The following is a 26,677-nucleotide window of genomic DNA, read 5'->3' as shown; positions in this document are numbered from 1 at the left end:
AACCATTTCTCGTGTCAAAGCCTGTCGTCCTCATTGCTGAAGAACTCTCTCCCGCAACAATTGAAGCCCTCGGCCCAGACTTTGACGTGCGGGTAGTTGACGGAACGGATCGTCCAGCACTCTTAGAAGCTGTTCACTCCGCCAATGCAATCCTGGTTCGCTCGGCTACCCAGGTTGATGCCGAAGTTCTAGCTGCGGCCCCTAACCTCAAGGTCATTGCACGTGCCGGTGTAGGCCTCGACAACGTTGACATCAAGAGCGCAACGGCTGCCGGTGTCATGGTGGTCAACGCCCCCACCTCAAACATCATTTCTGCAGCGGAGTTGACCTGCGGACATATCCTCAGCCTGGCTCGCCACATTCCGGCTGCTCACGCAGCATTGGCGGAAGGTAAGTGGAAGCGTAGCGCTTACACCGGAACCGAACTCTATGAAAAGACCGTCGGAATCATCGGTCTGGGTCGTATTGGTGCACTCATTGCAGCTCGTATGCAGTCCTTCGGCACCAAAGTTGTAGCCTATGACCCCTACGTCACCTCAGCCCGGGCACAGCAACTCGGTGTTCAACTGCTCTCATTAGATGAGCTGATTGAAACTGCTGATTTCATCACCATCCACATGCCCAAAACTCCTGAAACCACGGGCATGATCGGCAGGGCACAACTTGCTGCCATGAAGCCCACTGCCTATGTCATTAACGTGGCACGCGGTGGACTTATTGACGAGGATGCTCTCTATGAGGCGCTCACCAACAACGTGATTGCCGGTGCTGGTTTGGACGTCTTCGTGTCCGAACCACCAACTGGTTCACCACTGTTGGGTCTGCCTAACGTCATCACCACTCCACACCTTGGCGCTTCTACTGATGAAGCTCAAGAAAAAGCTGGTATTTCTGTTGCAAAGTCTGTTCGTTTAGCTCTCAGCGGTGAGCTCGTTCCAGACGCTGTCAACGTTGCCGGGGGAGTCATCGACCCGTATGTTCGCCCTGCGATTCCGTTGGTAGAGAAGCTTGGTCAAGTCTTCTCTGGTTTGGCTCACACCAGCCCACTGACGTCGGTTGATGTTGAGGTACGAGGTGAAATCACACAGTTTGATACTTCTGTACTCAAACTTGCTGCCCTCAAGGGTATTTTCACGAACGTGGTCAGCGAGAGTGTTTCTTATGTCAACGCACCCCTGCTTGCCGAGCAGCGCGGCATCGAAGTTCGAGAATTGCGCGAAGAAGAATCTCTTGAATACCGAACCATGCTGACCATTCGTGGGGCACTCAGCGACGGCACTCAAGTTTCAGTTTCGGGTACGTTGGCTGGTATCAAGCAGGTTGAGAAGATCGTCGAAATCAATGGCTATGAAGTCGACGTGCCTATCGATGACCACCTCATCGTGATGCAATACATCGACCGTCCCGGAATCGTTGCCGTTTATGGCAAAGAATTTGGCGACGCCAAGATCAACATCGCAGGTATGCAGATTGCCCGCCAAAACCTAGGTGGTAAAGCACTTTCAGTATTGACCGTTGATTCACCTGTTCCCGCGTCATTACTCGAAAAGGTTCGTGTTGCCATCGATGCAGATGTCATGCTCGAAGTAGACATCACCGAATAATTTCTTTACTGCTCAAGGAAGTCTTATGTCACGCACACTCAAGCTCGCAGTTATTCCCGGGGACGGCATCGGCCCAGAAGTTATTGCCGAAGCCGTCAAAGTGCTGGATGTTGTTGCACCACAGGCGGACCTTGTCGTTGAAAAGACACATTTCTCTCTCGGCGCTGATCGTTATCTCGAAACCGGAGATGTTCTCAGTGAAGAGGATCTGGCTGCCATTTCACAGTACGAAGCTATTTTGCTCGGAGCTGTCGGAGGTAAGCCTGGAGATCCCCGTATTCCAGCCGGGATTATTGAACGTGGTCTGTTGCTCAAACTTCGCTTTAGCCTTGACCACTATGTGAACTTGCGTCCAACCACGATTTTCCCCGGTGTGACCAGCCCACTGTCCAACCCTGGCGTGGTTGACTTTGTTGTTGTTCGCGAAGGCACCGAAGGCCCTTACGTAGGTAACGGTGGGGCATTGCGTCAGGGAACAGAATTCGAAATTGCTAACGAACTTTCCGTCAATACTGCCCACGGTGTTGAGCGCGTCGTTCGTTACGCATTTGAGCTAGCCGCTCAGCGAGAGCGCAAAAAGCTCACACTCGTCCACAAGACAAATGTCTTGGTAAACGCCGGCTCATTATGGAGCCGTATCGTCAACGCTGTAGCTACTGAATACCCTCAGGTTGACGTGGACTACCTGCACATCGATGCTGCCACGATCTTTTTCGTCACAGACCCTGCACGTTTCGATGTCATCGTCACAGACAATTTGTTCGGGGATATTCTCACTGACCTGGCAGCTGCAATTAGTGGCGGCATCGGTCTGGCCGCCAGTGGAAACATCAACCCTACCAATGCGTTCCCCAGTATGTTTGAGCCTGTACACGGCTCAGCTCCGGACATTGCTGGTCAGCAAAAAGCTGATCCCACAGCTGCAATTCTCTCTGTTGCTCTCATGCTTGATCACTTTGGATACTCCGAGGCTGCTGCCCGCATCAATGATGCCGTGGCAGCTGACCTCTCAGAACGTGGGACTACCATTCGTCAAACCAGTGACATCGGCGACGCCATTGTTGCCCGACTGTCCTAGAAAGTAAGGGAAGATCATGAGCACCGAAACGTCGTCGTTTCCGCTGAACTTCGCACTCACTCCTTCAACCTCAGCTCGTGCTGAGGCTGCTCGTGAGGAAATTCTTGCCGACCCCGGTTTTGGTAAGCACTTCACAGACCACATGGTCTCCATTGACTGGACCATAGAACAGGGTTGGCACAACGCGCATGTCCAGCCCTACGGTCCACTCACTCTCGACCCTGCAGCATCGGTGTTGCACTACGGTCAAGAAATCTTTGAAGGGCTCAAGGCCTATCGTCACGCTGATAACTCCATTTGGACCTTCCGTCCCGAAGCGAACGCTCTGCGTCTGCAGCGGTCAGCGCGACGCATGGCATTGCCGGAACTTTCAGTTGCCGATTTCATTGAATCAATCAAGCGACTCATAGCTATTGACGGCAAGTGGGTGCCCTCAGCGCCTGAGACCAGCCTCTATCTTCGTCCGTTCATGATTGCGAACGAAACCTTCCTGGGTGTTCGTGCTGCACACAAAGTTGGCTACTACCTCATTGCATCTCCTGCAGGTGCATATTTTGCTCAGGGTGTTGCTCCGGTAAAGATTTGGCTCACCACTGAATATTCCCGTGCGGGTAAGGGTGGAACTGGTTCAGCAAAGTGTGGTGGAAACTACGCGTCGTCCCTGCTTGCTCAGGTTGAAGCTTACGAAAACGGTTGCGCGCAGGTGCTATTCCTTGATTCAGAAACCCACACCAACGTGGAAGAACTCGGTGGCATGAACGTCTTCTTCGTTCACAAAGATGGCAAGATTGTGACCCCCAAGCTCACCGGAACAATTCTTGAGGGAATCACTCGTGAAAGTGTCATTACTCTGGCACGCGATCGTGGCCTCAAGGTTGAGGAACGTACCGTTCCCATTTCCGAATGGAAGGAAGGCGTTGCCTCCGGTCAGATTACGGAAGTGTTTGCTTGCGGCACTGCAGCAGTGATCACTCCTATCGGTCAACTCATTGGCGCAAATGGTCTTTCTTTAGGAAACCCAGATGCTCCAGCGGGCGAGCTCACCATGAGCTTGCGCAAAGAACTGACGGACATCCAATACGGCCGTCTTCCTGACCGTCACGGATGGATGACCAGGCTCGACGCATGACAACCAATTACCCCTTTTCCACGGCCACCGGTAGCGATGTCCGCGTGCGCTTTTGCCCATCGCCGACCGGCACTCCTCACGTAGGGCTTGTGCGCACTGCCTTGTTTAACTGGGCTTACGCGCGTCACACCGGCGGAAAGTTTATTTTCCGCATCGAAGACACTGATGCGGCGCGTGACTCCGAGGAAAGTTATGAGCAAATCATTGACGCGCTCACCTGGTTGAACCTGGACTGGGATGAAGGTATCAACGTGGGCGGCCCGCACGGTCCCTACCGCCAGTCTCAGCGCACAGATATCTACAAAGAAGTCATTGAAAAGCTCAAGGCAACGGGCCGTGTTTATGAAAGCTTTTCTACTCCCGAGGAGATTGAAGCGCGCAACATTGCCGCTGGTAAAGATCCCAAAGTTGGCTATGACAACTTTGACCGGGAACTCACCGACGAACAAAAGGCTGCTTACCGCGCTGAAGGTCGTCAGCCTGCACTTCGTGTTCGCGTTCCAGACGAAGACATCACTTTTGATGACTTGGTGCGTGGAGAAATCACCTTCCCAGCTGGGTCTTTCCCCGACTTTGTCGTAGTTCGCCCCAACGGCGATCCGCTGTATACCCTCGTGAACCCTGTGGATGATGCAATCATGCAGGTCACACACGTTCTACGTGGTGAGGACCTTCTTTCGTCAACTCCTAGGCAGATTGCGTTGTATCACGCACTCATTGATGCGGGATTTACTACCCACATCCCACGTTTTGGTCACTTGCCTTATGTCATGGGGGAGGGAAACAAGAAGCTTTCTAAGCGTGATCCGGAAGCAAACTTGTTCCACCACCGTGACCGAGGATTCATTCCAGAAGGCTTGATCAATTACCTTGCATTGTTGGGATGGTCACTGTCCCACGATCGTGATGTTTTCTCCATCCAGGAGATGGTGAAGGCTTTTGATGTGGTTAACGTCAACCCCAATCCCGCACGTTTTGATCAGAAGAAGGCGGACGCCATCAATGGAGACCACATTCGATTGCTGTCCGTGGAGGACTTCACCGCTCGCATGGTTCCCTATCTGCAAGCTGGGAACGTCTTGAGCAACAATCCTTCAGAAGAACAACTGAAGATTCTTGCTTTGGCCGCCCCCTTGGTTCAAACACGAATGAACGTGTTGAGTGAAGCCCCCGATTTACTTGAGTTCTTATTCACACCCGCATCTCAGATTAATTATGCCGAAGATGCGCTCAAGGGCCTCCCAGAGAATGCGGGTGAAATTGTCGCCGCATCCGTGAATGTTCTTGAACTGATTCCTGAGTCTGACTTCACTCATGACAAGATTCAGGCGGTTCTCAACGAAGCGCTCATCGAAGGTTTGGAGCTCAAGCCTCGTAACGCTTTCGGGCCTTTACGAACTGCTATTTCAGGTCGCCGTATCTCTCCGCCCTTGTTTGAATCTATGGAGATTTTGGGGAAGAAAGACACCCTCGAACGTCTGGTTCGTTTCAACGAACGCTAGCCTTGTCGAGTTTGTTTAGCGTGGCCCTCGTGGGTTAGGCTAGGGAGTCGGTTCAGGGCTTAGCCCAGACCCGGTGGGGTATGGTGTAATTGGCAACACGGAGGTTTCTGGTACCTTTGTTCTTGGTTCGAGTCCAGGTACCCCAGCAAGTAAAACCCTCGAGAGTTCGAGGGTTTTCTCATTTAACCGCCATAATCATCAAGTGAGTTCTACACCCGCCCACATTGTTGTGGCAATAAACCCGACAGCATCATTTGGTGCACACGCCGGTGCTGGAGCTGCAACAGTTTCTGCTCTCCAGCAAGCTGGTTTTGAGGTCACGGAGCTTCGAGCAGAAGATTTTCATTTGCTCACCGGAAAGGTCAATCGAGCACTTGCCTTGACACCAGATGCTCTCGTTGTCGTCGGTGGTGATGGCATGGTGTCACTAGCGGTCAATGCTGTTGCACAAACCTCTATTCCTTTTGGCGTGATTCCTGCGGGTACTGGCAACGATTTAGCGCGAGGTGTTGGTCTGCCCGTTGGAAACATTCCTGCTGCGATAAAAAGCCTTGTGGAAGCTTTGTGGCGTGAACCGCAACGATTAGATCTGGGGCGGGTCACTTCTAGCGATGGAACACAGGTTCGCTGGTTTGCCAGCATACTTTCTGCAGGCTTTGATGCAGTTGTGAATGAGCGGGCCAACACCATGAAACGACCGCAAGGCAAGAGTCGTTACATCATTGCGCTCCTGCGTGAGTTGTTCTCTTTCAGGCCGGTGGATTACAACATCACTATTGATGGTGTTTCATCTACTCAGAAAGCCATGCTTATTTCTGTGGCAAACAACACAAGCATGGGTGGAGGGATGAAGGTGACACCGCAGGCGAGCATGCAAGATGGTCTGCTGGATGTTTTCGTTTTGAAGCCGCTGTCCAAATTGCGGTTCCTGAGACTATTTCCGCGGGTTTTTGCTGGAACCCACATCACAGAACCTGAGGTCAGTACTCAACAAGGCACACGCGTCAGAATTGATGCGGAAGGGATAGTCGCTTATGCCGATGGAGAGCGCGTATGGCCGCTACCTGTAGAGGTGGATGTCGTCCCTTCTGCAGTGCGAATCCTTCTCTAATTAACCCACAGGATTATGCGGCAAACGGCCATATGTGGCATTATTGACAGGTCGCAACGGCCCCATCGTATAGCGGCCTAGTACGCCGCCCTCTCACGGCGGTAACGCGGGTTCGAATCCCGCTGGGGTCACAATTGCAAAACCCTCGCCTTCGGGTGAGGGTTTTGTTTTCTTAAGGAACTTCAGTACCTCCATGCACCTGTAGCCTTATAGGACTATGGATGGTGCTCTCCCCGCGTGGTTTGAAATTGGTTCGCTGATTGTCTTAACAGCAATTTTGATTGCAGACCTGCTCATTATTTTCAAGCGGCCCCACGTTCCCTCCATGCGTGAAGCTTCTTTATGGGTGGGCTTCTATGCTCTGCTAGCGGTGTTGTTTGGTTTGGCCATACTCGCTATTGGCGATGCAGAACATGCAGGCCAGTTCTATGCGGGATGGTTGACCGAATACAGCCTGAGCATTGACAATCTCTTTGTCTTTGTCATCATCATGAGCCGTTTTGCAGTGCCGAAGAAGTATCAGCAGGAAGTTCTCATGGTGGGAATCATCATGGCGCTAGTTCTGCGCGCAATCTTTATTGTCTTGGGCGCTGCCCTGATCGAGAACTTCTCCTGGATTTTCTACATCTTCGGCGCTTTTTTGTTGTACACCGCATGGCACCAAGCCTTCCGTTCTCATGAGGAAGAGGAAGAAACCGAAAGCAAACTTATCGCTTTCCTTCGCAAGAGAATAAGTATGTCTCCGGAGTATGACGGGGCCAAGATTCGCACCGTTCACAATGGCAAAAAAATGTTTACCCCCATGATTGTGGTGTTTATTACCATCGCCATTACTGATGTCATCTTTGCTTTCGACTCCATCCCTGCGATTTTTGGTATCACCACAAGTCCCTTCCTAGTCTTTGCTGCGAACGTGTTCGCATTGATGGGGCTCCGCCAGCTCTACTTCTTGCTCGGTGGCCTCCTTGACAAGCTGGAATACCTGAAATACGGAATTGCCTTCATTCTGGGCTTCATCGGCGTCAAGCTGGTGCTTCACGCCATGCACGTCAACGAACTGCCGTTTATCAACGGGGGAGAGCCCATTGCATGGGCGCCAGAAATCAGCACGGTCACCTCACTTCTGGTCATCGTTTCTGCAATGGCTGTTGCCACGATTGCCAGTGTGATCAAGATGCGCAGGGTTGAGGCTGCCGAGAACAAGGTAACCACCGGTTCGAAGTAGAATTACAAGGTGAACAAACCTAGAACTCTCGCGGAAAAAGTGTGGGACGACCACTTGGTCGTAAAGGGTGAAGACGGCACCCCTGATTTGATTTATATCGACCTCCACCTGCTGCACGAAGTTACTAGCCCTCAAGCCTTTGACGGTCTGCGCCAAGCTGGTCGACCTGTCCGTCGTCTCGATCTCACCATCGCAACTGAGGATCACAACACCCCCACCCTGGATATCGATAAGCCTATTGCTGATGAAACCAGCCGAGTCCAGATTCAAACCCTGAGAAACAATGCCGAAGAATTCGGTGTACGACTTCACTCACTCGGTGATGTGGAGCAAGGAATCGTTCACGTGGTCGGGCCGCAGCTTGGTCTGACCATGCCAGGAATTACAGTTGTCTGTGGTGACTCGCACACCTCCACCCACGGCGCCTTTGGAGCAATGGCATTTGGAATCGGCACTAGTGAGGTCGAGCACGTTCTTGCTACCCAGACACTGCCGCTGAAGCCGTTCAAGACCATGGCTATCAACGTGGAGGGAACCCTCAAGCCAGGCGTCACCGCAAAAGACATCATTTTGGCTGTTATCGCCAAAATTGGTGCTAACGGCGGGCAGGGTTACGTTCTTGAATATCGTGGTTCCGCAATCGAAGCACTCTCGATGGAAGCGCGAATGACGATCTGCAACATGTCCATTGAGGCAGGAGCTCGTGCGGGTATGATCGCCCCCGATCAGACCACCTTTGACTACCTTGAAGGTCGTCCTCATGCTCCACAGGGTACTGACTGGGATGAAGCTGTTGCCTACTGGAAGACGTTGCCCACCGATGAAGGTGCTGTCTTTGATGCCGAGGTCACTCTCAACGCGGATGAACTAGAGCCATTTGTCACGTGGGGTACAAACCCAGGACAGGGCGCATCGCTCAGCGGCGTTGTTCCCTCGCCAGATGATTTCTCAGATCCCAACGAGCGTATTGCTGCACAGCGTGCTCTGGAATACATGGACCTCACCCCGGGCACAAAGCTCAAAGACATTCCCGTTGACGCAGTCTTTATGGGGTCATGCACGAATGGACGTATCGAAGACCTTCGCGCTTTTGCCTCGGTAATCAAGGGCAAGAAAAAAGCTGATGGCGTTCGTGTGATGGTTGTGCCTGGTTCTGCTCGAGTTCGCTTAGAAGCAGAAGCTGAAGGCCTCGACAAAATCATTACTGACTTTGGTGCAGAGTGGCGCTTCGCTGGCTGCTCAATGTGTTTGGGTATGAACCCGGATCAACTTGCGGTTGGGGAGCGTTGTGCCTCGACCTCGAACCGTAACTTTGAAGGCCGCCAAGGTAAAGGTGGTCGCACCCACCTCGTATCACCCCTGGTTGCTGCTGCCACCGCAATTCGTGGCACGCTCTCAAGCCCCTCAGACGTGGAAGGCTAACCATGGAGAAATTTACTTCTGTGACCGGTGTTGGTGTTCCACTTCGTCGAAGTGCCGTGGATACCGACCAAATCATCCCTGCCGTCTACCTCAAGCGTGTGACAAAGACAGGTTTTGATGACGCACTCTTTGCGAACTGGCGTCAAGATCCAGACTTCATTTTGAACCAACCGGCGTATCAAGGAGCGAAAGTCCTTGTTGCTGGTCCTGACTTTGGCACCGGCTCTTCGCGCGAACATGCTGTGTGGGCGCTGCGTGATTACGGTTTCGACGCTGTGTTGGCACCCAAGTTTGCTGATATTTTCCGAGGAAACTCTGGGAAGCAGGGTTTGTTGACTGGCGTGATTTCTGAGGCGGACTGCGAAAAAATCTGGGCAGCCCTGGAAGCGCAGCCGGGTATTGAGATGACAGTTGACCTAGTTGAGAAGAAAGCCACCCTTGGTGATCTTGTTGTGTCATTCGAGGTCGATGACTACATTCGCTGGCGTTTACTCGAAGGCTTAGACGACATCGCGCTAACCTTGCGTAACGAACAAGCCATCAATGATTTTGAAGCGCGCCGGGAATCCTGGCGCCCTAAGACCCTTCCAGCGAGGCATGCATGAACACTGTTGCAAATGATGCGCGAGCCGCAGGCGCGCGCGTAGGCCTCTCTGGGGACACCATCACGATTAATGGTGGTTCACCTCTCACCGGTCGTATTGAAGTCAAGGGTGCAAAGAACCTTGTCACGAAGGCCATGGTTGCTGCATTGCTGGGGGAGAGCCCAAGCGAGCTGCGCGATGTCCCCGACATCAGCGATGTGCGTGTTGTTAAAGGTCTTCTCGAAGTTCACGGCGTCAAAGTAGAGCACAACGTTGCAGAAGGTATTCTTCTTCTCGATCCTGCAGGTGTTGAATCTGCACACATGACGGACATTGATGCGCACGCTGGCTCTAGCCGTATCCCAATCTTGTTCTGTGGCCCCTTGCTTCACCGCCTTGGTGAAGCATTCATCCCAGATTTGGGTGGTTGCCGTATCGGGGACCGTCCCATTGACTACCACTTGGAAGTGCTCGGTAGTTTCGGTGCTGTCATTGAGAAACTGCCAACTGGTATTCGAATGACTGCGCCAGAGGGTTTGACAGGCACCAAGATTTCTTTGCCCTATCCAAGTGTTGGAGCCACCGAGCAGGTATTGCTCACTGCTGTTCGGGCTAAGGGCAAAACTGAACTTTCTGGAGCAGCCATCGAGCCAGAGATTATGGACCTGATTAACATCTTGCAAAAGATGGGCGCCGTCATCTCTGTTGACACCGATCGTGTCATTCGCATTGAAGGCGTTGGCAAGCTCGAAGGGTATACCCACCGTGCATTATTTGACCGAAACGAGGCAGCCAGCTGGGCATCAGCAGCCCTTGCTACCGGCGGAGACGTTTTCGTTGGCGGGGCTCAGCAGGCAGAAATGTTGACCTTCCTCAACATTTTCCGCAAGGTTGGTGGTGCGTTTGAAATCCATGATGACGGCATTCGTTTCTACCACCCAGGTGGAGAACTCAAGCCTGTCGTTGTCGAGACTGACGTTCACCCTGGATTTATGACGGACTGGCAACAGCCGCTGGTAGTTGCACTCACCAAAGCTAATGGTGTTTCTATCGTGCACGAGACGGTCTACGAACAACGTTTTGGTTTTGTAGACGCCTTGGTCAAGATGGGCGCCAACATCCAGTTGCACAGCGAATGCTTGGGCGGCCACCCGTGTCGTTTTGGTCAGCGTAATTTCTTGCACTCGGCAGTCATTTCTGGACCCACGGAGCTTCATGGGGCTGACATCGAAGTTCCCGACCTGCGCGGTGGCTTCAGTCACCTCATTGCTGCTCTCACCGCACAGGGGACTTCTCGCGTGAGCAACGTGGGAATCATCAGCCGTGGATATGGTGACTTCATTACCAAGCTTCGCCAACTCGGTGCCGACTTTGTTATCGAGGGCGAGTAACCGCTCGTGAGTGAACGCAGCAAGCCATCCATTTTTTGGCTTTTTGCCATCTTTGCCCTACCTCTTATGGGTTTGATGGTGAAGTTTCGGTTTCATGACCGCGAAAAAATGCCTCAGACGGGCGCAGCGATTATCACCCCCAATCACTACTCCAACATTGATCCGGTAGTTATTGGAACAGCAACCTGGTATCTCGGACGTTTGCCACGATTTATGGCTAAAGCAAGCATCTTGAAAATTCCGGTGCTGGGCTGGATTTTGTTGAAGTCTGGCCAGATTCCAGTTGAACGTGGTGGTTCTACCCGCAGTTCTGCTGCACTTAACGCGGCGAAAGAACTTGTTGCTAAGGAACGCACCGTCATTGTGTACCCAGAAGGCTCTCTCACCAGAGATCCTGACATGTGGCCTATGCGAGGAAAGAGCGGGGCAGTCCGTTTAGCTCTGGAACTGGATATCCCAATCATTCCGGTAGCGCACTGGGGTACTCAACAACTCATGGCACGCTACTCAAACAAATTGAATGTATTCCCGCGTCACACCATAGATGTCAAAGTAGGAGACCCCGTCGACCTCAGCGAATTCGTGGGTAAACCTTTGGATAACAAAACCCTCACAGCCGCAACAAACAAGGTGATGGACGCCATCACAGCTTTACTGGAAGACTTGCGTGGTGAGAAAGCACCAGAGGTGCGTTGGAACCCAGCAGAACACAACCAGAGCGAGACGGGGCGGTTTTGAACAAGAAACCTGTAACTCCTCCTGCACGTAAGGTTGCCGTTCTCGGAGCTGGAAGTTGGGGAACGACGTTTGCCAAGATCCTTGCCGATAGCGGCAATGATGTGAAGTTGTGGGCGCGCCGTGAAGACCTCGCTACAGATATCAATGAAACTCATCGCAACAGCGATTATTTGCGCGGTATTCGCCTTCCGGTCAACTTGGTTGCCACTAGTTCCATGGCGGAAGCGGTCAAGCAAGCTGAACAGGTTTATCTTTGCGTGCCAAGCCAGACACTTCGGGAAAACTTGGTGCAACTTGCGCCCCTTCTGCGAGATGACCAAATTGTGATCTCCCTCATGAAGGGTGTGGAGAAAAAGACTGGTCTGCGCATGAGCGAGGTCATTGCCGAAGAGCTTCCCATCAGCCCAGACTTAATCGCTGTAGCATCAGGGCCAAATTTGGCACTTGAAATTGCTAAGGAGCAACCCACTGCCGCTGTTATTTCCAGTGAGTCTCTCGACACGGCAAGCGTGGTTGCACAAACAGTCTCAAACCGTTACTTCCGTTGTTTCGTGAACACAGATGTTCCTGGAACCGAATTTGGTGGGGTTCTCAAAAACCTCATTGCCGTTGCGGTGGGCATCGTTGATGGTGTCGGGTATGGAGATAACACCAAAGCTTCAATCATCACCCGTGGTTTGGCTGAGATGACCGACTTTGCTGTTGCTTATGGGGCTCAACCCGAAACCCTGGCAGGTCTTGCCGGCCTGGGTGACCTTATCGCCACCTGCGAATCCCCGTTGTCACGAAACAACACTGCAGGACGCCTTCTCGGTCAGGGATACACCCTCAAAGAGGTTACAAACCAAATGCAGCAAACGGCAGAAGGCCTTGCTTCTGTTGCACCCGTGCTGACCCTGGCACGTGCGCGTGAAGTCGACATGCCTATCGTCGAGCAGGTCAGTCAGGTTTTGGCCGGTACGCTCGACCCCAAGGACATTGCGCCTCACCTCACTACTGATACGGATGAGCCTCAGGGCGAAAGGAGCCTCGATGACTACCAAACTCGTGGTGGCGGTGTTGTTTGGGGGGCGCTCAAGCGAGCATTCAATCAGTTGCGCGACAGCCCGGGGAGTTCTTCAAGCGATTGACCGTGATCGGTACGACGTGCTGCCAATCGGTATTACCCGTGACGGAGCTTTCACCCTAGCCAGCGCGAACCCGGACGATTACGTCCTCATCCCGGGCCAACTTCCAGAAGTCGAAGATAATGGCACGCGCATTATCTGGCCTGATTCAGCTCATTCAAACGAATTATGGCTCTCCGGGGATGGGCCAGAACGTTCCCTCGGCAATGTAGATGTTGTATTCCCAATTTTGCATGGACCCTATGGCGAAGACGGAACCATTCAGGGCATGCTTGAGCTGTATGGTCTTCCTTATGTGGGCTCCGGGGTTTTAGCTTCGAGCTTGGGTATGGATAAGCACTACACAAAGACTGTGTTGCAAGCTGCTGGTATTGAGGTAGCTCCCTGGCGAACCATCAAGCGTTATGACTGGAATAAGAGACCTCAAGCCATCCGCGCCATGGCAGAACAAATGCCGTTGCCTGTTTTCGTCAAACCTGCCCGAGCTGGCTCAAGCGTGGGAGTGGGAAAAGTATCCAACTGGAACGAGTTTGCTCAGGCCATGGATGAGGCATTCCTGGAAGATGATCACGTGTTGATTGAGGCTGGAATCGTTGGCCGAGAGGTCGAGTGCGCAGTTCTTCAAGGGATGCCAGGTGAGCCAACACGAGCTTCTGTTGCTGGAGAAATCGTTGTCTCAGGTCGAGATTTTTATGACTTTGAGGCTAAATATCTTGGTGCTGAAGGAATTGATTTAGTCTGCCCCGCGCAGCTGAGTGCAGACGAGCTTGCTGAGCTCCAGCGTCTGAGCATCCGTGCCTTCGAAGCAATCGGTGGCGCTGGTTTGGCGCGGGTGGACTTCTTCCTCACCGAAACTGGTTTCGTTCTGAACGAAATCAACACCATGCCGGGATTTACACCCATCTCGATGTTCCCGAGGTGCTGGCAGGAAACCGGGCTGAGTTATTCAGATTTGATTGACGAACTTATTCAAGTGGCTCTCGCGCATCACGCGGAAGACTAGTCAACATGGACTTCCGTCCAGTTGCTGCCGAGGATATTCCTCAGCTACTTGAGGCAACCGTTGATAACGTCAACTGGGACGGCACAGATCGACTGACAGTCAAGGACGTGCTCGAACATTCTCGCTTGTCGCAATATGCCACATGTTTTCGTTTAGATCGGGACTGGGGTTTTGCAGCTGTTGAAAAAGGAAAAGTAATCGGCCTTGTGTGGGTCCAATTTTTTCAAGAAGAATCCCCTGGATATGGATTCGTTAGTTCAGATGTTCCTGAACTCAGCATCAACATTGATAAGGATTTTCGAAGACAGGGTTTTGGCACCCAACTGCTTGAGGTCATCATAAATCACGCGCGAAAAAAGGGTTGTACATCAATCAGTTTGAGTGTTGAAGATGGAAACCCAGCCATCAAGCTTTATGAAAAGTTCGGGTTCCGGCCTGTCAGTCGCGAGGGCAATTCCCAAACAATGATCTTGTCAATTTAGTTCTTAAACACATCCGTGATGTCAATGCATTGAGAAGTTTTTGGAAGCACACTCACTGCAGGACCTAGGTCAACAAGTGTTGTCGTTCCGCTGACTGCCTCAGAGTCAATCACAACCTCTACTGCGGGGGTGCGGCCATAAGTTGTGTAGCGGTACAACGGTGCTTGACTGTCATCCTCAATCCAGTCCACGTCATTGATGGATACACACGGCAGTGTTGTGGGGCCGGGCACTTCCACGCCACAGGTGAGCAGCACTGCTGCGGGGGTGCCCCAGGCACCTGTGGCTTGCGCATTGGTTTCACGCTTAGTTAGCTCAGAGACAGTGTCGGGCAAACGTACAGTCACGTTGGCGCATTCAGGATTGTTGGAATCCTCGGCAGGTTTCATGGGAACTACTCCGGCGCAGCCGGTTAATCCCAGCCCAAGAACGGCGGTAACTGTGACAAACCCGAGGGGTCGAATGCGAATATTCATCCTCTTCAGGCTACCGTGAGAGGGTGAGTGATTTTCCTGAGAATGCGACCCTTGGCCAAATGCCTGAGTCGGCAATTCTGGCGCGTATTTTCCCCAAGCTTCCTCACTCGAATTACACCCTCGTTGGACCAGGCGACGATTGCGCCGTGATGCGTGCCCCAGACTCACGTTTTGTCGTCACCACCGACATGATGGTTCAGGGCCCTGACTTTCGACTGGAATGGTCAACCCCGCATCAGTTAGGTATCAAAGCTGCAGCTACAAATCTTGCTGATGTGGCAGCGATGGGGGCTGTCCCCACGGGGCTCGTCGTTTCCATTGCGGCACCGCCAGAAACGGCTGTCTCGTTCCTCGAAGTCATAGCCGAGGGATTCCACGACGCCTGCCTCGAGCTAGCTCCAGGGTGCGGGGTGGTTGGAGGTGACCTCTCCGTCTCGAGTGTTGTTGTGATTAGCGTGAGTGCTTTTGGCGATTTAGAGGGACGTGAGCCCTTGTTGCGCTCATCAGCACAACCTGGAGATGTTGTTGCTGTGAGCGGTCGTTTGGGCCTTGCTGGGCTTGGCTTAGAAGCGCTATTTTCTGGAACACAAGATATTCATCCTCTTTTGCGATCTGCACAATTAGCCCCCTGGCCGCCCATCTCTCAGGGAAAGGCTGCTGCAGTTGCTGGTGCACGCGCAGCCATGGATGTGTCTGACTCGTTAGTCATGGACGCAGGTCGTATTGCTCACGCGAGCAACGTCGTCATCGAACTCGACGAAGCTGCCCTCGATGGCCTCGCTTCTCGCCTAGCCATAGAGGTTGGGGTTGATGCCGCTCATGCCCGACAAGCAATGCTTTTTGGCGGTGAAGATCACGCCTTGCTCGTGACCTTCCCTAGTGATCAGCCATTACCGCCAGGATTCGATGTTCTCGGTGTTGTTCGAGCCAGATCAACCGGTGAATCACCACACGTGAGCATGGGCGGGGCGGCCATTGCAGAAAATGGGTGGAACCCCTATCAAAACTGGAATGGTGAACTTTCATGACGCGAATCATTTCAGGATTTGCAGGTTCACGAGAGTTGAAAGTTCCCAAAACAGGGACACGACCCACCAGTGATCGCGTTCGAGAAGCAATCTTTTCTGCGTTGGAATCCAGAGACCTCATCGAACAGGCCCGTGTGTTGGATCTCTATGCAGGTTCTGGCGCCCTCGCCCTAGAGGCACTCAGCCGTGGGGCAAGCCATGTCGTTATGGTGGAGAAAAAACTGCAAGCAGGGGCGTTGCTCAAAGCTAATGCCGAACTCATCCGTTCTTCAGGCAAGCTTCCCAGCTCCGCATGCAGTGTTCATGTGACATCTGTGATGAGTTTTCTTTCCACCTTTACTGGGGAGCCCTTCAACATCGTCTTTATTGACCCACCATATGAACTCATCAATGAAGAGATAACTGAAGTGTTGAGGCAACTCATTCCTTTTCTTGCCTCTGAAGCTGATGTTGTTCTGGAGCGCAGTACACGAAGTGGTGTGCCAGAAATACCTCAGGGTTTACAGCTGGAAAAAAGCAAGGCATACGGGGAAACGACTATCCACTGGCTCTACAAGGCATAGTCACCGGCCAAACATAGACTGAGGTCTATGCCGCACTCAGATGCTTTGCTCGATGCACAGCTGGAACCCATTCTGGGTTCCAAGAATGCGGCAGCACTCAAGAAGGCTTTTGGTTTTCGAACTGTCGGGGATTTCCTCTCTCACTATCCCAGGCGCTATGCCCGCCGCGGAGAACTCACGGCCATCACTGATGTGCCATTGAATGAGAACGTCACGATTGTCGCCGAAGTTCTTGATGTGAGAGAGCGGCCTATGCGCGCTCGCCGAGGGTCGCTTTTGGAGGTGCGCATTACTGATGGTCGCTCCGGTGGCATCATCACGCTGACCTTCTTCAATCAAGCGTGGCGTGCGAAAGACCTCAAGCCGGGTGTTCGGGGAATCTTTGCCGGGAAAGTCGGCGCCTATCGAGGTGCACTACAACTTGCTCACCCTGATTATGAGCTCTTTGATGCTCAGGAAAATCCTGAATCCTCACAGAGCGAAGCAGCGAGATGGGCACTGCTTCCTATTCCGATCTATCCAGCAACCAGCACGCTTGCTAGCTGGCAAATAGCCAAAATGATGAATCTGGTGCTGGAGCCACTGCGTCACGGCGCCGTGCTTACCGATCCAGTGCCGGAAGAAATTCGCGCCAAGAGATCGTTACTGCCGTTGAGCGAGGCAGTGTTAAAGATCCATCAACCAGAGATAGATGCTGACTGGAAGCACGCTCGCGAAACTTTGAGATTCCACGAGGCGTTCATCCTCCAGGCCACTCTCCTCGAACAGCGCGCACAGGCACAAGAACAAGCTGCCACACCTCGGCCGCACCACGCCGGGGGATATCTTGACCAGCTGGATTCCCGGCTTCCCTTCACCCTCACCCCTGACCAGCTGAGAACTGGTGAGGAAATCTCTGAGGATATGTCCTCGTCACACCCCATGAACCGACTCGTTCAAGGGGAAGTTGGGTCAGGAAAAACACTTGTTGCTTTGCGAGCAATGCTGCAGGTGGCCGACAGCGGCGGCCAGGCAGCATTATTGGCACCAACAGAGGTGTTAGCTGCACAACATCTACGCTCGATTGTCACCATGCTAGGCCCAGATCTTGCCGCCTCAGTAATGCCCACCTTGATCACGGGCCAACTTCCTGCAGCGGCAAAAAGACAAGCATTATTGAGAACAGTGTCAGGGCAGGCGCGCATCGTGATTGGTACACACGCACTGCTGAGCGACAAGGTCGAATTCTTCGACCTTGGTTTGGTGGTAGTGGACGAACAACACCGTTTTGGTGTTGAACAACGGCAAGCCTTGCGTCTAAAAAGTGACCTCACTCCTCACGTGTTAGTTCTCACCGCAACGCCAATTCCACGAACCGTGGCCATGACTGTGTTCGGTGACCTCGATGTCTCTGTGATTGCAGGACTTCCTGAAGGTCGTGCGGGCATCACGAGCCATGCTGTGTCTCTGGCAGAACACCCCAATTGGATGACCAGAGTCTGGGAACGTGTTGAGGAAGAGATTGCCTCAGGAAGACAAGCATTTGTGGTCTGTCCAGCAATTGATGCCTCTGGAGCTCCCGAGGATGATCCTGATGCTCTCATCGAGGAGCAAGAACAAGAGTCCGAGGATGAGAAGCCGCCCAAAGCTTCAGTGGAAGCAGTCGCTGCTTTGCTTGCTGAGCACCCCCTGTTAGGTAAACGACGGATTGCTCAACTGCACGGGCGAATGAGCAGTGAAGATAAAGATACTGTCATGCAGGCATTTTCTGCGGGCGAGATTGATCTCATTGTTGCCACCACAGTGATTGAGGTTGGAGTGGATGTGCCTAACGCCTCGACCATGGTGGTTCTCGATGCTGACAGGTTCGGAGTTTCTCAATTGCACCAATTACGTGGCCGGGTAGGCCGGGGAGGCCTACCGGGGCTGGCGCTTTTTGTCACCCACGCACAACCTGGCACAACAGCCCATGAACGTGTGGAGGCTGTTGCTAGCACGCTCGATGGGTTTGAGTTAGCGCGTATCGATCTGGAGTTGCGAAGCGAAGGTAATGTTCTGGGCACCAACCAGTCTGGTGGTCGGTCTTCGTTGAGATTGCTGCGCGCGGCACGAGATGGGGACCTTATTGCACAAGCCCGCGAAGAAGCCGCACAGATCATGGAGCATGATCCTGACTTCTCACAACACGTGATGCTCAAAGAAGCGATTGCACGTCGGCTCAGTGAAAGTGAACGCGATTTCTTAGACAAAAACTAGGAATTTACACTCCACTTTTCGCCAAGATGCGTAGGCTGGAGTCATGCGCAGGATCGCCGTAGTCCCTGGTTCATTTGACCCCATCACGCTGGGGCATCTCGATGTCATTGCTCGTGCCACGAAGCTTTTTGACGAAGTACATGTGGTTGTGGTTCATAACCCTGATAAGCACGCACTTCTGCCCATCGCCCAGCGCGTGACCCTTATCGAAGAAGCTATTGAAGAAGCTGGACTTGGTGAAAATGTTGTTGTGGCCTCGTGGAGCATGGGGCTGCTAGTGGACTACTGCTCAGATGTGGGTGCAACGGTCCTGATTAAGGGCATCCGCACACAAACAGATATTACCTACGAGACCCCTATGGCTATGGTCAACAGAAACCTTGCGGGAATCGAAACAGTTTTCCTCATGCCTGAACCAGGTCATTCCTATGTTTCAAGTTCTCTTGTACGCCAGGTGGCTTCACTGGGTGGAGATGTTCGTCCCTACGTGCCTCACGTCGTGGCCAACTATCTGCAAGGTCCCTAATACGCTGTATCTATGGCAGAAAAATCACGCTGGTCATTAGGCGCAAAGCTCAAAGGTCTCTTTGGGCGTGCCGCAGAGTCAGCTGAACCCGATGAGGACATCTTCGATGATGTTCCCTCTTTGCCTCGTAATGATGAGGTCGAACGTGATCTTGAACCAATAGTTGAACCAGTTGCAGAGGTAAAACCTGTTCAGGAAGAAAAACTAGCTCCGGTCAAAAAACCCGCACCAAAGCAGCAAGCTGAACCAGATTTGGTTGCTGAGTCTGAGCCTGCAGTTCCTGTTGAAGAACCAGTTGCAGTTGAGCCTGAGACGGTCACTGAGTCCGAACCAGTCCCAGAGCCTGCGCCAGAAATTGTTGAAGAACCAGCAACCCCAGAGCCTGCTGTCGTTGAAGAACCTCATCCAGAGGTTGTGGCACAGGCCCCGAAAGAAAAAGCAGTGGCAAAGACCACTGCCAAGGTTTCCCGTCGCGTCACCATCGATGAGAACACATGGGAAGAACTTGAGGAGACTCTCCTTGGCGCTGATTTTGGCCCAGACATCACCGAAGAGCTTATTGAAGTTATGCGTGCCAACGTGGCCAGGTACAACACCAGTGATCCTGATGACTTTGTACGTTTACTTCGAGAAGCTATCGAAGACCGCTTGAACAAGTTCGACACGACCCTCAAGCTCAGTGAACGTCCTGCTGTCATTTTGGTAGTTGGTGTCAATGGTGTGGGTAAAACCACCACCATCGGGAAAGTAGCCAAGTACATCGCAAACGCAGGCAAATCTGTTGTCGTTGGTGCTGCAGATACTTTCCGTGCTGCTGCGGTAGACCAGTTGGCCACCTGGGCCCAGCGTGCGGGCGTTGACGTTCTCAGGCCACAGATGGAAGGCCAAGACCCTTCAGCGGTGGCATACCAAACTGTCGAATGGGCCATTAACCACGGAACTGAGATCGTCATTATTGACACCGCTGGTCGTTTACAAACCAAGAGTGGTCTCATGGATGAGCTCTCCAAAATCCGACGTGTTATTGAAAAACAGGCACCCATTTCTGAAGTTCTGCTCGTGCTCGATGCCACAACTGGCCAAAATGGCTTGTCACAAGCAGAAGCATTCCTTGAGCACGCAGGCGTAACCGGTTTGGTACTCACCAAGCTCGATGGATCAGCCAAGGGTGGTTTTGTGCTGGCAGTTCAAGAACGCACGGGTATTCCTGTGAAGCTGGTTGGTAATGGTGAAGGTATCAATGACTTGATGGGCTTCACGCCACATGCCTTCGCAGCTCAGCTCGTTGGCTAGGCTAGAGGGGTTATGGCAACCTTTGGAACTCTCTCTTCACGACTAACAGAGTCGCTTAAAAACCTTCGCGGCAAGGGAAAACTTTCTCCTGCTGATGTTGATGGCACACTTCGTGAGATTCGTCGAGCCATGTTGGACGCAGACGTCTCACTGAACGTTGTAAAGAAGTTCACAAACGACGTTCGTGAACGTGCACTCAGCGATGAAGTGAACAAAGCCTTGAACCCCGCGCAGCAGGTTGTTCAGATCGTCAATGAAGAACTGGTTGCGATTCTTGGTGGCGCTCAGCGTCGACTGGAATTCGCCAAGAAACCACCAACCATCATCATGCTTGCTGGTTTGCAGGGTGCCGGTAAGACCACCTTGGCCGGAAAGTTAGCGAAATACCTCGCCAAGGATAAGCACACCCCACTGCTGGTGGCCTGTGACCTTCAGCGCCCTAACGCTGTTCAGCAGCTCGAGGTTGTTGCCAAGAATGCTGGTGTGGCTGTGTACTCACCTGAACCAGGAAACGGTGTCGGAGACCCTGTCAAGGTCGCCAAGGATTCCATCAAATTTGCTACTGACAAGCAACACGACGTGGTCATCATTGACACCGCAGGTCGCTTGGGTGTTGATGCTGAACTGATGAAGCAAGCTGCAGATATTCGTAAGGCCACCAGCCCTGACGAAGTTCTGTTCGTCATTGACGCCATGATTGGCCAGGATGCAGTTGCCACAGCACAAGCATTCCAAGACGGTGTTGATTTCACCGGTGTTGTCCTTTCCAAGCTCGATGGTGATGCCCGTGGTGGTGCTGCGCTATCCGTTGTTTCCGAAACAGGACGCCCCATTCTCTTTGCTTCAACCGGTGAAGGTCTTGATGACTTCGAGCCTTTCTATCCAGATCGTATGGCCAGCCGTATTCTCGACCTCGGTGACATCCTCACCCTGATTGAGCAGGCTCAAGAAGCTTTTGATGAGAAAGAGGCAGCGCAACTTCAAGAGAAGTTCGCAACAGACTCTTTCACCCTTGAGGACTTCCTCAAACAAATGCAGCAGCTGAAAAACATGGGCTCCATGAAGAAGATGTTGGGCATGCTGCCCGGCGCCGGAGCTATGAAGGAACAGCTCGATAACTTCGATGAACGTGAGCTCGTTCGCACGGAAGCCATCATTCAGTCCATGACGAAAGCAGAGCGTCAGAACACCAAGCTGCTCAATGGTTCACGTCGCCTGCGCATTGCCAAAGGTTCCGGCATGACCGTCACTGATGTGAATGCTTTGGTCAATCGCTTTGAGCAAGCAGCCAAGATGATGAAAACCGTTGCCAAGGGTGGTGTTCCCCAGATCCCTGGCATGGGCCCCATGGGAGCAATGGGTCACGGTGGCAAAAAGCAGCAAGCAAAGAAAAAGGGATCCAAATCTGGAAACCCTGCCAAGCGAGCTGCTGAAAACGCAGCGTTAGCTGCTGCCGCATCCAAGCCAGGCGGGGGAGCCGGCTTTGGTTTCCCCAAGCCAGCAGGCAACGATGGCCCTACCCCAGAAGAGCTCGAAGCTCTCCAGAAAATGCTGGGTAAAGGTTAACCCCAGTACATAAGTCATCAGCCCTCCGCTAAAGCGGAGGGCTGATTATTTCTAGGGCGCGAGAAACGCTTTAGTACCCAGCCCTAGAACCTTTTTCATACAAGTGAGGGTGATGTACTTCCACAACATTCGGATGTGCCCTGACTCTGCTCTTGAGTGAATTTTCTCCGAAGATGGTGTGAAGCACGTTGTGTGGATCTTGAGTGATGCCTCGTGACTGGAGGGCTAGTTCTTCTGGCAACTCGACGGTGGGAATACTGGCGTTTAGCCGAGGTGCGTAAAAGAACGGGAATGAGATTCTGTCATCTCCCAGTGGAGGAGAAATCACTCGATGAAGTGTTGCCTTGAGATATCCATTGGTTGCCACTTCGAGCATTTCACCAATGTTGACCACAAACGCTCCAGAAACTGGCGGCGCATCTATCCAGTCGCCCTCATATTCAACCTGAAGGCCTGCCTTACCTTCTTCGACGTAGAGAAGTGTGAGTACCCCTAGGTCTTTATGAGCTCCAACTCCTTGCTGAGGGGTTTCACCAGATTTTCCTGGATAACGAACAATCTTCAGTAGTGGGGCAGAAAGCTCATCAAAACTGGCATCAAAAAAGTCTGCTGGTGCGCCCAACGCTGCAGCCCATTCTGAAAGTAAACGTCGACTCAAAGCAGAAAGTTCGGTAATCCATCTTTCAGAAAGCTCGCGTAGTTGAGGAAGTTCGTCCGGCCATAGGTTAGGTCCTTGGAGGGTCCAAAAATCTTCGGTGAAGATGGTGCGATCTAGTGCTGGGCGCTCCGGTCCAATATCCAGCTGTTCACGCCAATCAACTTTGCCTTGAGTGAGTTCCCCTCCAACGCGCGTATATCCTCGGAAGTGGGGACTTTGCGTGTTTTCTAAGAGCAACTTTGATTCTTCGGAGAGTGCGAAAAACTCACGAGAAGTTTTGACAAATTCATCAATGAATTTCTGATCAATTCCGTGACCTGTCAGATAGAAAAAACCTATCTCGTGGGTGACTCGGCGGAGTTTTTCGCGAAGTTCGAAACGTTCTTCCTCAGAGCCCTTTGCTAGGGAGAAATCGATGATGGGCAAGGTTGTCAGTTTTGTGGTTGTCATTGTGAAATCTCCTTATCCAAGTGCTTTCAGAGCAGTGGTGATGTCAGCGAGAAGATCGTCAACATCTTCAATGCCGACGCTCAGGCGGACTAAATTGTCCGGAACTTCAAGTTCTGTTCCTGCTACTGAAGCATGTGTCATCGAATAGGGGTATTCGATGAGCGATTCGACCCCACCCAGTGATTCGGCAAGAGTGAATAGCTTGGTGTGTGCCACGAAATCTAACGCCGCTTCCTGACCGCCCTTGACGCGAACAGACAGCATTCCGCCGTAGAGCGACATCTGCTTTGAAGCAATACTGTGTCCAGGGTGTGAAGGCAGCCCGGGGTAATACACCGCTTCAATAGCAGGATGTTCCAGGAGCACCTCGGCAATCGCTTGTGCATTTGCAGAATGCTGCTTCATGCGGATTCCCAGTGTCTTGATACCTCTGGAAGTGAGATACGCATCAAATGGTCCAGATACAGCTCCTGCGGCGTTCTGGAGGTATGCAATCTTGTCCGCCCACGTGTCGTCCTTCACGATGAGGGCACCTCCGACTACATCACTGTGGCCCCCGATGTATTTGGTGGTGGAGTGAACGACAACATCTGTACCGAGGCTCAGAGGCTGCTGGAGTGCGGGGGTAGCGAACGTGTTATCCACGACCAAGATGGCGCCAACTTCGTGGGCAATTTCGGCCAAACCAGAAATGTCCACAATCTTCAAAAGAGGATTAGAAGGCGTTTCAACCCACACAATCTTGGGTCGAGTAGCTGTGATTACCTTTCGAGCTTCCTCAAGGTCACCTAGGTCTGTAGCCGTGTGGCCAATATTCCAATCGCCAAAGACGCCATTGATCAAGCGGTAAGTGCCCCCATAGGCGTCATTGCCCAGCACAATATGGTCACCAGGACGCACTAGTGTGCGGATGAGTACGTCTTCAGCGGCAAGACCACTGGCAAAAGAGAATGCTCGGTGGCCTCCTTCAAGCGCGGCAAGACTTTCCTGCAGGTTGTCACGAGTGGGGTTGCCACTTCGGGAGTATTCATAACCTGCACGGAGTTTCCCCACACCATCCTGGGCGTAAGTAGAGGACAGGTGAATGGGGGGAATGACAGCTCCAGTGTGCTGATCTGTTTCTTGGCCGGCGTGCACAGCACGAGTGTTGAATCCTGACATGAGAAGTCCTTAGAAGTTGAGGGGTTTAAGCGGATGTAAGCGAGAGTGAGTGTGTAATGGCAGAAATACGTTCTCGAAGTTCGAGCTGCTCGGCAGTTTCTTCAACCACGTAGCCCTTTTCTTGCATCCAGTCATCGTTGAAAACCTTGCCGAGGTAACCGCGGCCAGAGTCGGGTAGCAAAATCACGACGACAGCATCTGCGGGAAGGTCTTGAGCCGCGCGCAATCCAGCCACGACAGCCATGCCTGAGGAACCACCAACAAGTAACCCTTCTTCACGAGCAAGTCGTCGTGTCATCGCAAAAGATTCGGCATCGGTGACCATGAGGACGTCATCAGGAATGTTGGGGTCAAACGCTTGTGGCCAGAAGTCTTCGCCAACGCCTTCGACGTTGTATCCGTGGATGGGGCCACCGGAGTAAATGGAACCTTGAGGGTCGGCACCAATGACTTTTACTGACCCTTGAGAGGCTTCTTTGAGGTAACGGCCGGTTCCAGTAATTGTTCCTCCGGTTCCGATACCTGCGACAAAGTGAGTGATCTTTCCTTCGGTATCGCGCCAAATCTCTGGACCTGTTGTGGCGTAGTGACTGGCGGGACCGTTGGGGTTGTCGTATTGATTGGGTTTGAATGCCCCAGGAATTTCAGCCACTAGGCGGTCACTAACTGAGTAGTACGAGCGAGGGTCATTGGGCTCAACATTTGTAGGTGTTGCAATGACCTCTGCGCCATAAGCGCGCATGGTGTTCTGCTTGTCGATGGAAACCTTGTCAGGAACAACAAAAATGGTTTTATATCCGCGTTGCTGGGCAAATAGAGCAAGGCCAACACCTGTGTTGCCGGAAGTTGCTTCAACAATGGTTCCACCTGGCTTGAGCTTCCCCTCACGCTCAGCTGCTTCGATGATCTTTTCTGCAATCCGATCCTTGGCAGAGCCACCCGGGTTGATGTACTCAAGCTTGACCAGGACCGTGGCGGAAATACCCTCAGTTACCTTGTTGAGTTTGATCAAAGGGGTGTTGCCGATGACGTCTGTGATGGAGTGTGCGATTTTCACTGTTGTATCCCTGTATTGAAGGAGAGAATCTGCAGCAAGTGCAGAACTCTCGAGAGCGTTGTTGTGGAAAAGGGCCGTGCACTCAGAGGCACGCTAATGAGCTAGTTCAGTTCAGAACTAGCGACAACAACAACAACACAAGCGAGGGATAAACATGTTGTGAAGAACATAACAATGCTTATGTGCAGCGCCAACTTTTCCTCGAATTGTTACGTCACAATTCGTTGTTAAGGAATGTTGCGTAACAATTCAGGAAAATCATTGACCCCGGAGATTTCAGTTATTTGCGCTCATTTATGACGAAAATGAGAGATTTTCGTAATCTGACGTAACTCAGTTACGTCACGTTTCTTTTCAATTCGCAGCCATCATTGTGTTCTCCCTACTGTGAAACACATGGCCTCCACCACTTCCACACCTCATGCCGTGACCAACACGGCATTTGAGGTGCGCTTTGAGGGAGTCGGCCGCAGTTTTGAGGCGGCGAACACTCGTCGCAAGGATTCTGCTGAAACCCGCACTGTGCTTCGAGACATCAACATCACAGTTGAGCCAGGAGAGCTTGTTGCCATTCTTGGTGCTAGTGGCTGCGGTAAATCAACTTTGCTTCGCATCACAGCCGGGCTCGACACTGGATTCACCGGAAATGTGAGCATCGATGGAACCCCAGTCGAGGGCATTGATCCTCGTTGTGCTTTTGCTTTCCAGGAACCCCGGTTACTTCCTTGGCGAACTGTTGAACAAAATGTTGCTCTGGGACTCCCGCATGGTCTCGACAAAGCAGCAGGTGAGAAACGGGTTGCTGAACTTCTTGAACTCGTCGGTTTAGCACCTTCCTCACATTTACGCCCCAGAGAAATTTCTGGTGGGATGGCTCAGCGAGCGTCACTGGCACGTGCACTAGCCCGCAACCCTGGAGTTCTCTTATTGGATGAACCTTTTGGTGCACTCGATGCGCTCACCAGGCTCAAAATGCAAGATTTGCTTCTCGACATTCACGAGGCAGCACCCACAACAGTGTTGTTGGTCACGCACGATGTCGACGAGGCCCTCCAATTAGCTGACCGCATTGTTTTGCTGGGACGAATGCCCGAGGAGCCCGGTGCGACCATTACGGAACTACTGAAAGTTCCAGGTGGCCGACCTCGCGACCGTGGCTCCGCAGAACTAGCTGAACTCCGAGCGCAACTGCTTGGTGGCCTAGGTGTCGATCGTCACACGACGAGCACCTTCAGCATCTAAAACTTCTTTGTTCATTACCTATATCC

At 52.4% G+C, this 26,677-nt stretch carries 23 protein-coding genes, 2 tRNA genes and 1 pseudogene; 22 read left to right on the top strand and 4 right to left on the bottom strand.

Translation table 11 applies throughout. The features are described from left to right. Positions 1-11: 11 nt before the first annotated feature. From serA to AINA4_RS05240, 15 genes are all read left to right on the top strand, one after another. Positions 12-1,604 (top strand): phosphoglycerate dehydrogenase, encoded by a 1,593-nt coding sequence (serA, locus tag AINA4_RS05310; protein ID WP_281786450.1) that lies wholly within the window; start codon positions 12-14, stop codon positions 1,602-1,604. Positions 1,605-1,629: 25 nt separating this feature from the next. Further along, positions 1,630-2,682, top strand: a complete 1,053-nt coding sequence (locus AINA4_RS05305) for a 3-isopropylmalate dehydrogenase (RefSeq protein ID WP_281786449.1) — start codon at positions 1,630-1,632, stop codon at positions 2,680-2,682. A 16-nt stretch (positions 2,683-2,698) separates the two neighbouring features. Beyond that, positions 2,699-3,811 (top strand): branched-chain amino acid aminotransferase, encoded by a 1,113-nt coding sequence (locus AINA4_RS05300; protein WP_281786448.1) that lies wholly within the window; start codon positions 2,699-2,701, stop codon positions 3,809-3,811. Then, positions 3,808-5,313, top strand: coding sequence for a glutamate--tRNA ligase (gltX, locus tag AINA4_RS05295; protein WP_281786447.1), 1,506 nt, complete (start codon positions 3,808-3,810; stop codon positions 5,311-5,313). Before AINA4_RS05300 ends, gltX begins: the two co-directional genes overlap by 4 nt. Before the next feature lie 74 nt (positions 5,314-5,387). Beyond that, positions 5,388-5,459 (top strand) — tRNA-Gln (locus AINA4_RS05290). Between the two features lie 56 nt (positions 5,460-5,515). Beyond that, on the top strand, positions 5,516-6,424 hold the full coding sequence (locus AINA4_RS05285) for a YegS/Rv2252/BmrU family lipid kinase (RefSeq protein ID WP_281786446.1): 909 nt from the start codon (positions 5,516-5,518) through the stop codon (positions 6,422-6,424). Between the two features lie 58 nt (positions 6,425-6,482). After that, a tRNA-Glu gene (locus tag AINA4_RS05280) sits at positions 6,483-6,555 on the top strand. Positions 6,556-6,641: 86 nt separating this feature from the next. After that, positions 6,642-7,649 (top strand): TerC family protein, encoded by a 1,008-nt coding sequence (locus AINA4_RS05275; RefSeq protein ID WP_281786445.1) that lies wholly within the window; start codon positions 6,642-6,644, stop codon positions 7,647-7,649. A gap of 9 nt (positions 7,650-7,658) precedes the next feature. Continuing rightward, complete coding sequence (gene leuC, locus AINA4_RS05270; protein WP_281786444.1) at positions 7,659-9,071, top strand: 3-isopropylmalate dehydratase large subunit; 1,413 nt, start codon at positions 7,659-7,661, stop codon at positions 9,069-9,071. 2 nt (positions 9,072-9,073) lie between these two features. Next, positions 9,074-9,676 carry a 3-isopropylmalate dehydratase small subunit gene (gene leuD / locus AINA4_RS05265; protein WP_281786443.1) on the top strand — a complete coding sequence of 201 codons (603 nt, stop codon included), beginning with the start codon at positions 9,074-9,076 and terminating at the stop codon, positions 9,674-9,676. After that, positions 9,673-11,046: a UDP-N-acetylglucosamine 1-carboxyvinyltransferase gene (gene murA, locus AINA4_RS05260; protein WP_281786442.1), complete on the top strand. Its 1,374-nt coding sequence runs from the start codon at positions 9,673-9,675 to the stop codon at positions 11,044-11,046. Before leuD ends, murA begins: the two co-directional genes overlap by 4 nt. Before the next feature lie 6 nt (positions 11,047-11,052). After that, entirely contained in the window at positions 11,053-11,784 is a 732-nt protein-coding gene (locus tag AINA4_RS05255; protein ID WP_281786441.1) for a lysophospholipid acyltransferase family protein, read from the top strand. Beyond that, on the top strand, positions 11,781-12,914 hold the full coding sequence (locus tag AINA4_RS05250; RefSeq protein ID WP_281786440.1) for an NAD(P)H-dependent glycerol-3-phosphate dehydrogenase: 1,134 nt from the start codon (positions 11,781-11,783) through the stop codon (positions 12,912-12,914). Before AINA4_RS05255 ends, AINA4_RS05250 begins: the two co-directional genes overlap by 4 nt. Continuing rightward, positions 12,817-13,914: a D-alanine--D-alanine ligase family protein gene (locus AINA4_RS05245; protein WP_281786439.1), complete on the top strand. Its 1,098-nt coding sequence runs from the start codon at positions 12,817-12,819 to the stop codon at positions 13,912-13,914. Before AINA4_RS05250 ends, AINA4_RS05245 begins: the two co-directional genes overlap by 98 nt. Positions 13,915-13,919: 5 nt before the next feature. Beyond that, positions 13,920-14,396, top strand: a complete 477-nt coding sequence (locus tag AINA4_RS05240) for an N-acetyltransferase (RefSeq protein ID WP_281786438.1) — start codon at positions 13,920-13,922, stop codon at positions 14,394-14,396. On the opposite strand, the gene AINA4_RS05235 is transcribed toward AINA4_RS05240, so the two are convergent. Beyond that, complete coding sequence (locus AINA4_RS05235; RefSeq protein WP_281786437.1) at positions 14,393-14,872, bottom strand: DUF3515 domain-containing protein; 480 nt, start codon at positions 14,870-14,872, stop codon at positions 14,393-14,395. The two genes, AINA4_RS05240 and AINA4_RS05235, sit on opposite strands and share 4 nt — an antisense overlap. A 23-nt stretch (positions 14,873-14,895) precedes the next feature. Here AINA4_RS05235 and thiL point away from each other — a divergent pair, with 23 nt between their 5' ends. Genes thiL through ffh form a run of 6 tightly spaced genes read left to right on the top strand, consistent with a single transcriptional unit; the run spans position 14,896 to position 22,083 of the window. Beyond that, the gene (gene thiL, locus AINA4_RS05230; RefSeq protein ID WP_348773299.1) at positions 14,896-15,900 is read left to right on the top strand and encodes a thiamine-phosphate kinase; all 1,005 of its coding nucleotides are present in this window, start codon (positions 14,896-14,898) and stop codon (positions 15,898-15,900) included. Then, positions 15,897-16,463, top strand: a complete 567-nt coding sequence (gene rsmD / locus AINA4_RS05225) for a 16S rRNA (guanine(966)-N(2))-methyltransferase RsmD (RefSeq protein WP_281786436.1) — start codon at positions 15,897-15,899, stop codon at positions 16,461-16,463. The genes thiL and rsmD overlap by 4 nt, the downstream gene beginning before the upstream one ends. Positions 16,464-16,490: 27 nt before the next feature. Next, positions 16,491-18,698, top strand: a complete 2,208-nt coding sequence (locus AINA4_RS05220) for an ATP-dependent DNA helicase RecG (RefSeq protein WP_281786435.1) — start codon at positions 16,491-16,493, stop codon at positions 18,696-18,698. A gap of 43 nt (positions 18,699-18,741) precedes the next feature. After that, on the top strand, positions 18,742-19,224 hold the full coding sequence (coaD, locus tag AINA4_RS05215) for a pantetheine-phosphate adenylyltransferase (RefSeq protein WP_281786434.1): 483 nt from the start codon (positions 18,742-18,744) through the stop codon (positions 19,222-19,224). Positions 19,225-19,236: 12 nt separating this feature from the next. Then, positions 19,237-20,517, top strand: a complete 1,281-nt coding sequence (ftsY, locus tag AINA4_RS05210) for a signal recognition particle-docking protein FtsY (RefSeq protein ID WP_281786433.1) — start codon at positions 19,237-19,239, stop codon at positions 20,515-20,517. 12 nt (positions 20,518-20,529) lie between these two features. Beyond that, entirely contained in the window at positions 20,530-22,083 is a 1,554-nt protein-coding gene (ffh, locus tag AINA4_RS05205; RefSeq protein ID WP_281786432.1) for a signal recognition particle protein, read from the top strand. A gap of 70 nt (positions 22,084-22,153) precedes the next feature. Here the strand turns inward: ffh and AINA4_RS05200 are convergent, their stop codons facing one another. The 3 genes and pseudogenes from AINA4_RS05200 to AINA4_RS05190 all read right to left on the bottom strand — a co-directional run. Further along, positions 22,154-23,191, bottom strand: a complete 1,038-nt coding sequence (locus AINA4_RS05200) for a 2-oxoglutarate and iron-dependent oxygenase domain-containing protein (RefSeq protein WP_281786431.1) — start codon at positions 23,189-23,191, stop codon at positions 22,154-22,156. A gap of 12 nt (positions 23,192-23,203) precedes the next feature. Beyond that, a complete protein-coding gene (locus tag AINA4_RS05195) occupies positions 23,204-24,352 on the bottom strand; it encodes a cystathionine gamma-synthase (RefSeq protein ID WP_281786430.1) in 1,149 nt (382 codons plus the stop codon). 109 nt (positions 24,353-24,461) lie between these two features. Beyond that, positions 24,462-25,409, bottom strand: a pseudogene (locus AINA4_RS05190) (pyridoxal-phosphate dependent enzyme); the annotation flags it as partial. Between the two features lie 396 nt (positions 25,410-25,805). Between AINA4_RS05190 and AINA4_RS05185 the strand changes: the two are divergent. Next, positions 25,806-26,651 (top strand): ABC transporter ATP-binding protein, encoded by an 846-nt coding sequence (locus AINA4_RS05185; protein ID WP_281786429.1) that lies wholly within the window; start codon positions 25,806-25,808, stop codon positions 26,649-26,651. The last annotated feature ends 26 nt before the right edge of the window (positions 26,652-26,677 follow it).

Origin of the sequence: Aurantimicrobium sp. INA4, assembly GCF_027924525.1 — a bacterium.
Classification (GTDB): Bacteria; Actinomycetota; Actinomycetes; order Actinomycetales; family Microbacteriaceae; genus Aurantimicrobium.
Note: the sequence above shows the minus strand (reverse complement) of the source record. Positions and strands in the feature narration are given on the sequence as shown.

What these genes read in the sequence shown, in the direction of transcription:
- coaD (WP_281786434.1), top strand. Translation starts at nt 18,742, where the DNA reads ATGCGCAGGATCGCCGTAGTCCCTGGTTCATTTGACCCCATCACGCTG.
- AINA4_RS05305 (WP_281786449.1), top strand. Translation starts at nt 1,630, where the DNA reads ATGTCACGCACACTCAAGCTCGCAGTTATTCCCGGGGACGGCATCGGC.
- murA (WP_281786442.1), top strand. Translation starts at nt 9,673, where the DNA reads ATGAACACTGTTGCAAATGATGCGCGAGCCGCAGGCGCGCGCGTAGGC.
- AINA4_RS05275 (WP_281786445.1), top strand. Translation starts at nt 6,642, where the DNA reads ATGGATGGTGCTCTCCCCGCGTGGTTTGAAATTGGTTCGCTGATTGTC.
- AINA4_RS05240 (WP_281786438.1), top strand. Translation starts at nt 13,920, where the DNA reads ATGGACTTCCGTCCAGTTGCTGCCGAGGATATTCCTCAGCTACTTGAG.
- ffh (WP_281786432.1), top strand. Translation starts at nt 20,530, where the DNA reads ATGGCAACCTTTGGAACTCTCTCTTCACGACTAACAGAGTCGCTTAAA.
- gltX (WP_281786447.1), top strand. Translation starts at nt 3,808, where the DNA reads ATGACAACCAATTACCCCTTTTCCACGGCCACCGGTAGCGATGTCCGC.
- AINA4_RS05245 (WP_281786439.1), top strand. Translation starts at nt 12,817, where the DNA reads ATGACTACCAAACTCGTGGTGGCGGTGTTGTTTGGGGGGCGCTCAAGC.
- AINA4_RS05200 (WP_281786431.1), bottom strand. Translation starts at nt 23,191, where the DNA reads ATGACAACCACAAAACTGACAACCTTGCCCATCATCGATTTCTCCCTA.
- AINA4_RS05195 (WP_281786430.1), bottom strand. Translation starts at nt 24,352, where the DNA reads ATGTCAGGATTCAACACTCGTGCTGTGCACGCCGGCCAAGAAACAGAT.
- AINA4_RS05185 (WP_281786429.1), top strand. Translation starts at nt 25,806, where the DNA reads ATGGCCTCCACCACTTCCACACCTCATGCCGTGACCAACACGGCATTT.
- AINA4_RS05220 (WP_281786435.1), top strand. Translation starts at nt 16,491, where the DNA reads ATGCCGCACTCAGATGCTTTGCTCGATGCACAGCTGGAACCCATTCTG.
- leuD (WP_281786443.1), top strand. Translation starts at nt 9,074, where the DNA reads ATGGAGAAATTTACTTCTGTGACCGGTGTTGGTGTTCCACTTCGTCGA.
- AINA4_RS05300 (WP_281786448.1), top strand. Translation starts at nt 2,699, where the DNA reads ATGAGCACCGAAACGTCGTCGTTTCCGCTGAACTTCGCACTCACTCCT.
- AINA4_RS05235 (WP_281786437.1), bottom strand. Translation starts at nt 14,872, where the DNA reads ATGAATATTCGCATTCGACCCCTCGGGTTTGTCACAGTTACCGCCGTT.
- rsmD (WP_281786436.1), top strand. Translation starts at nt 15,897, where the DNA reads ATGACGCGAATCATTTCAGGATTTGCAGGTTCACGAGAGTTGAAAGTT.
- ftsY (WP_281786433.1), top strand. Translation starts at nt 19,237, where the DNA reads ATGGCAGAAAAATCACGCTGGTCATTAGGCGCAAAGCTCAAAGGTCTC.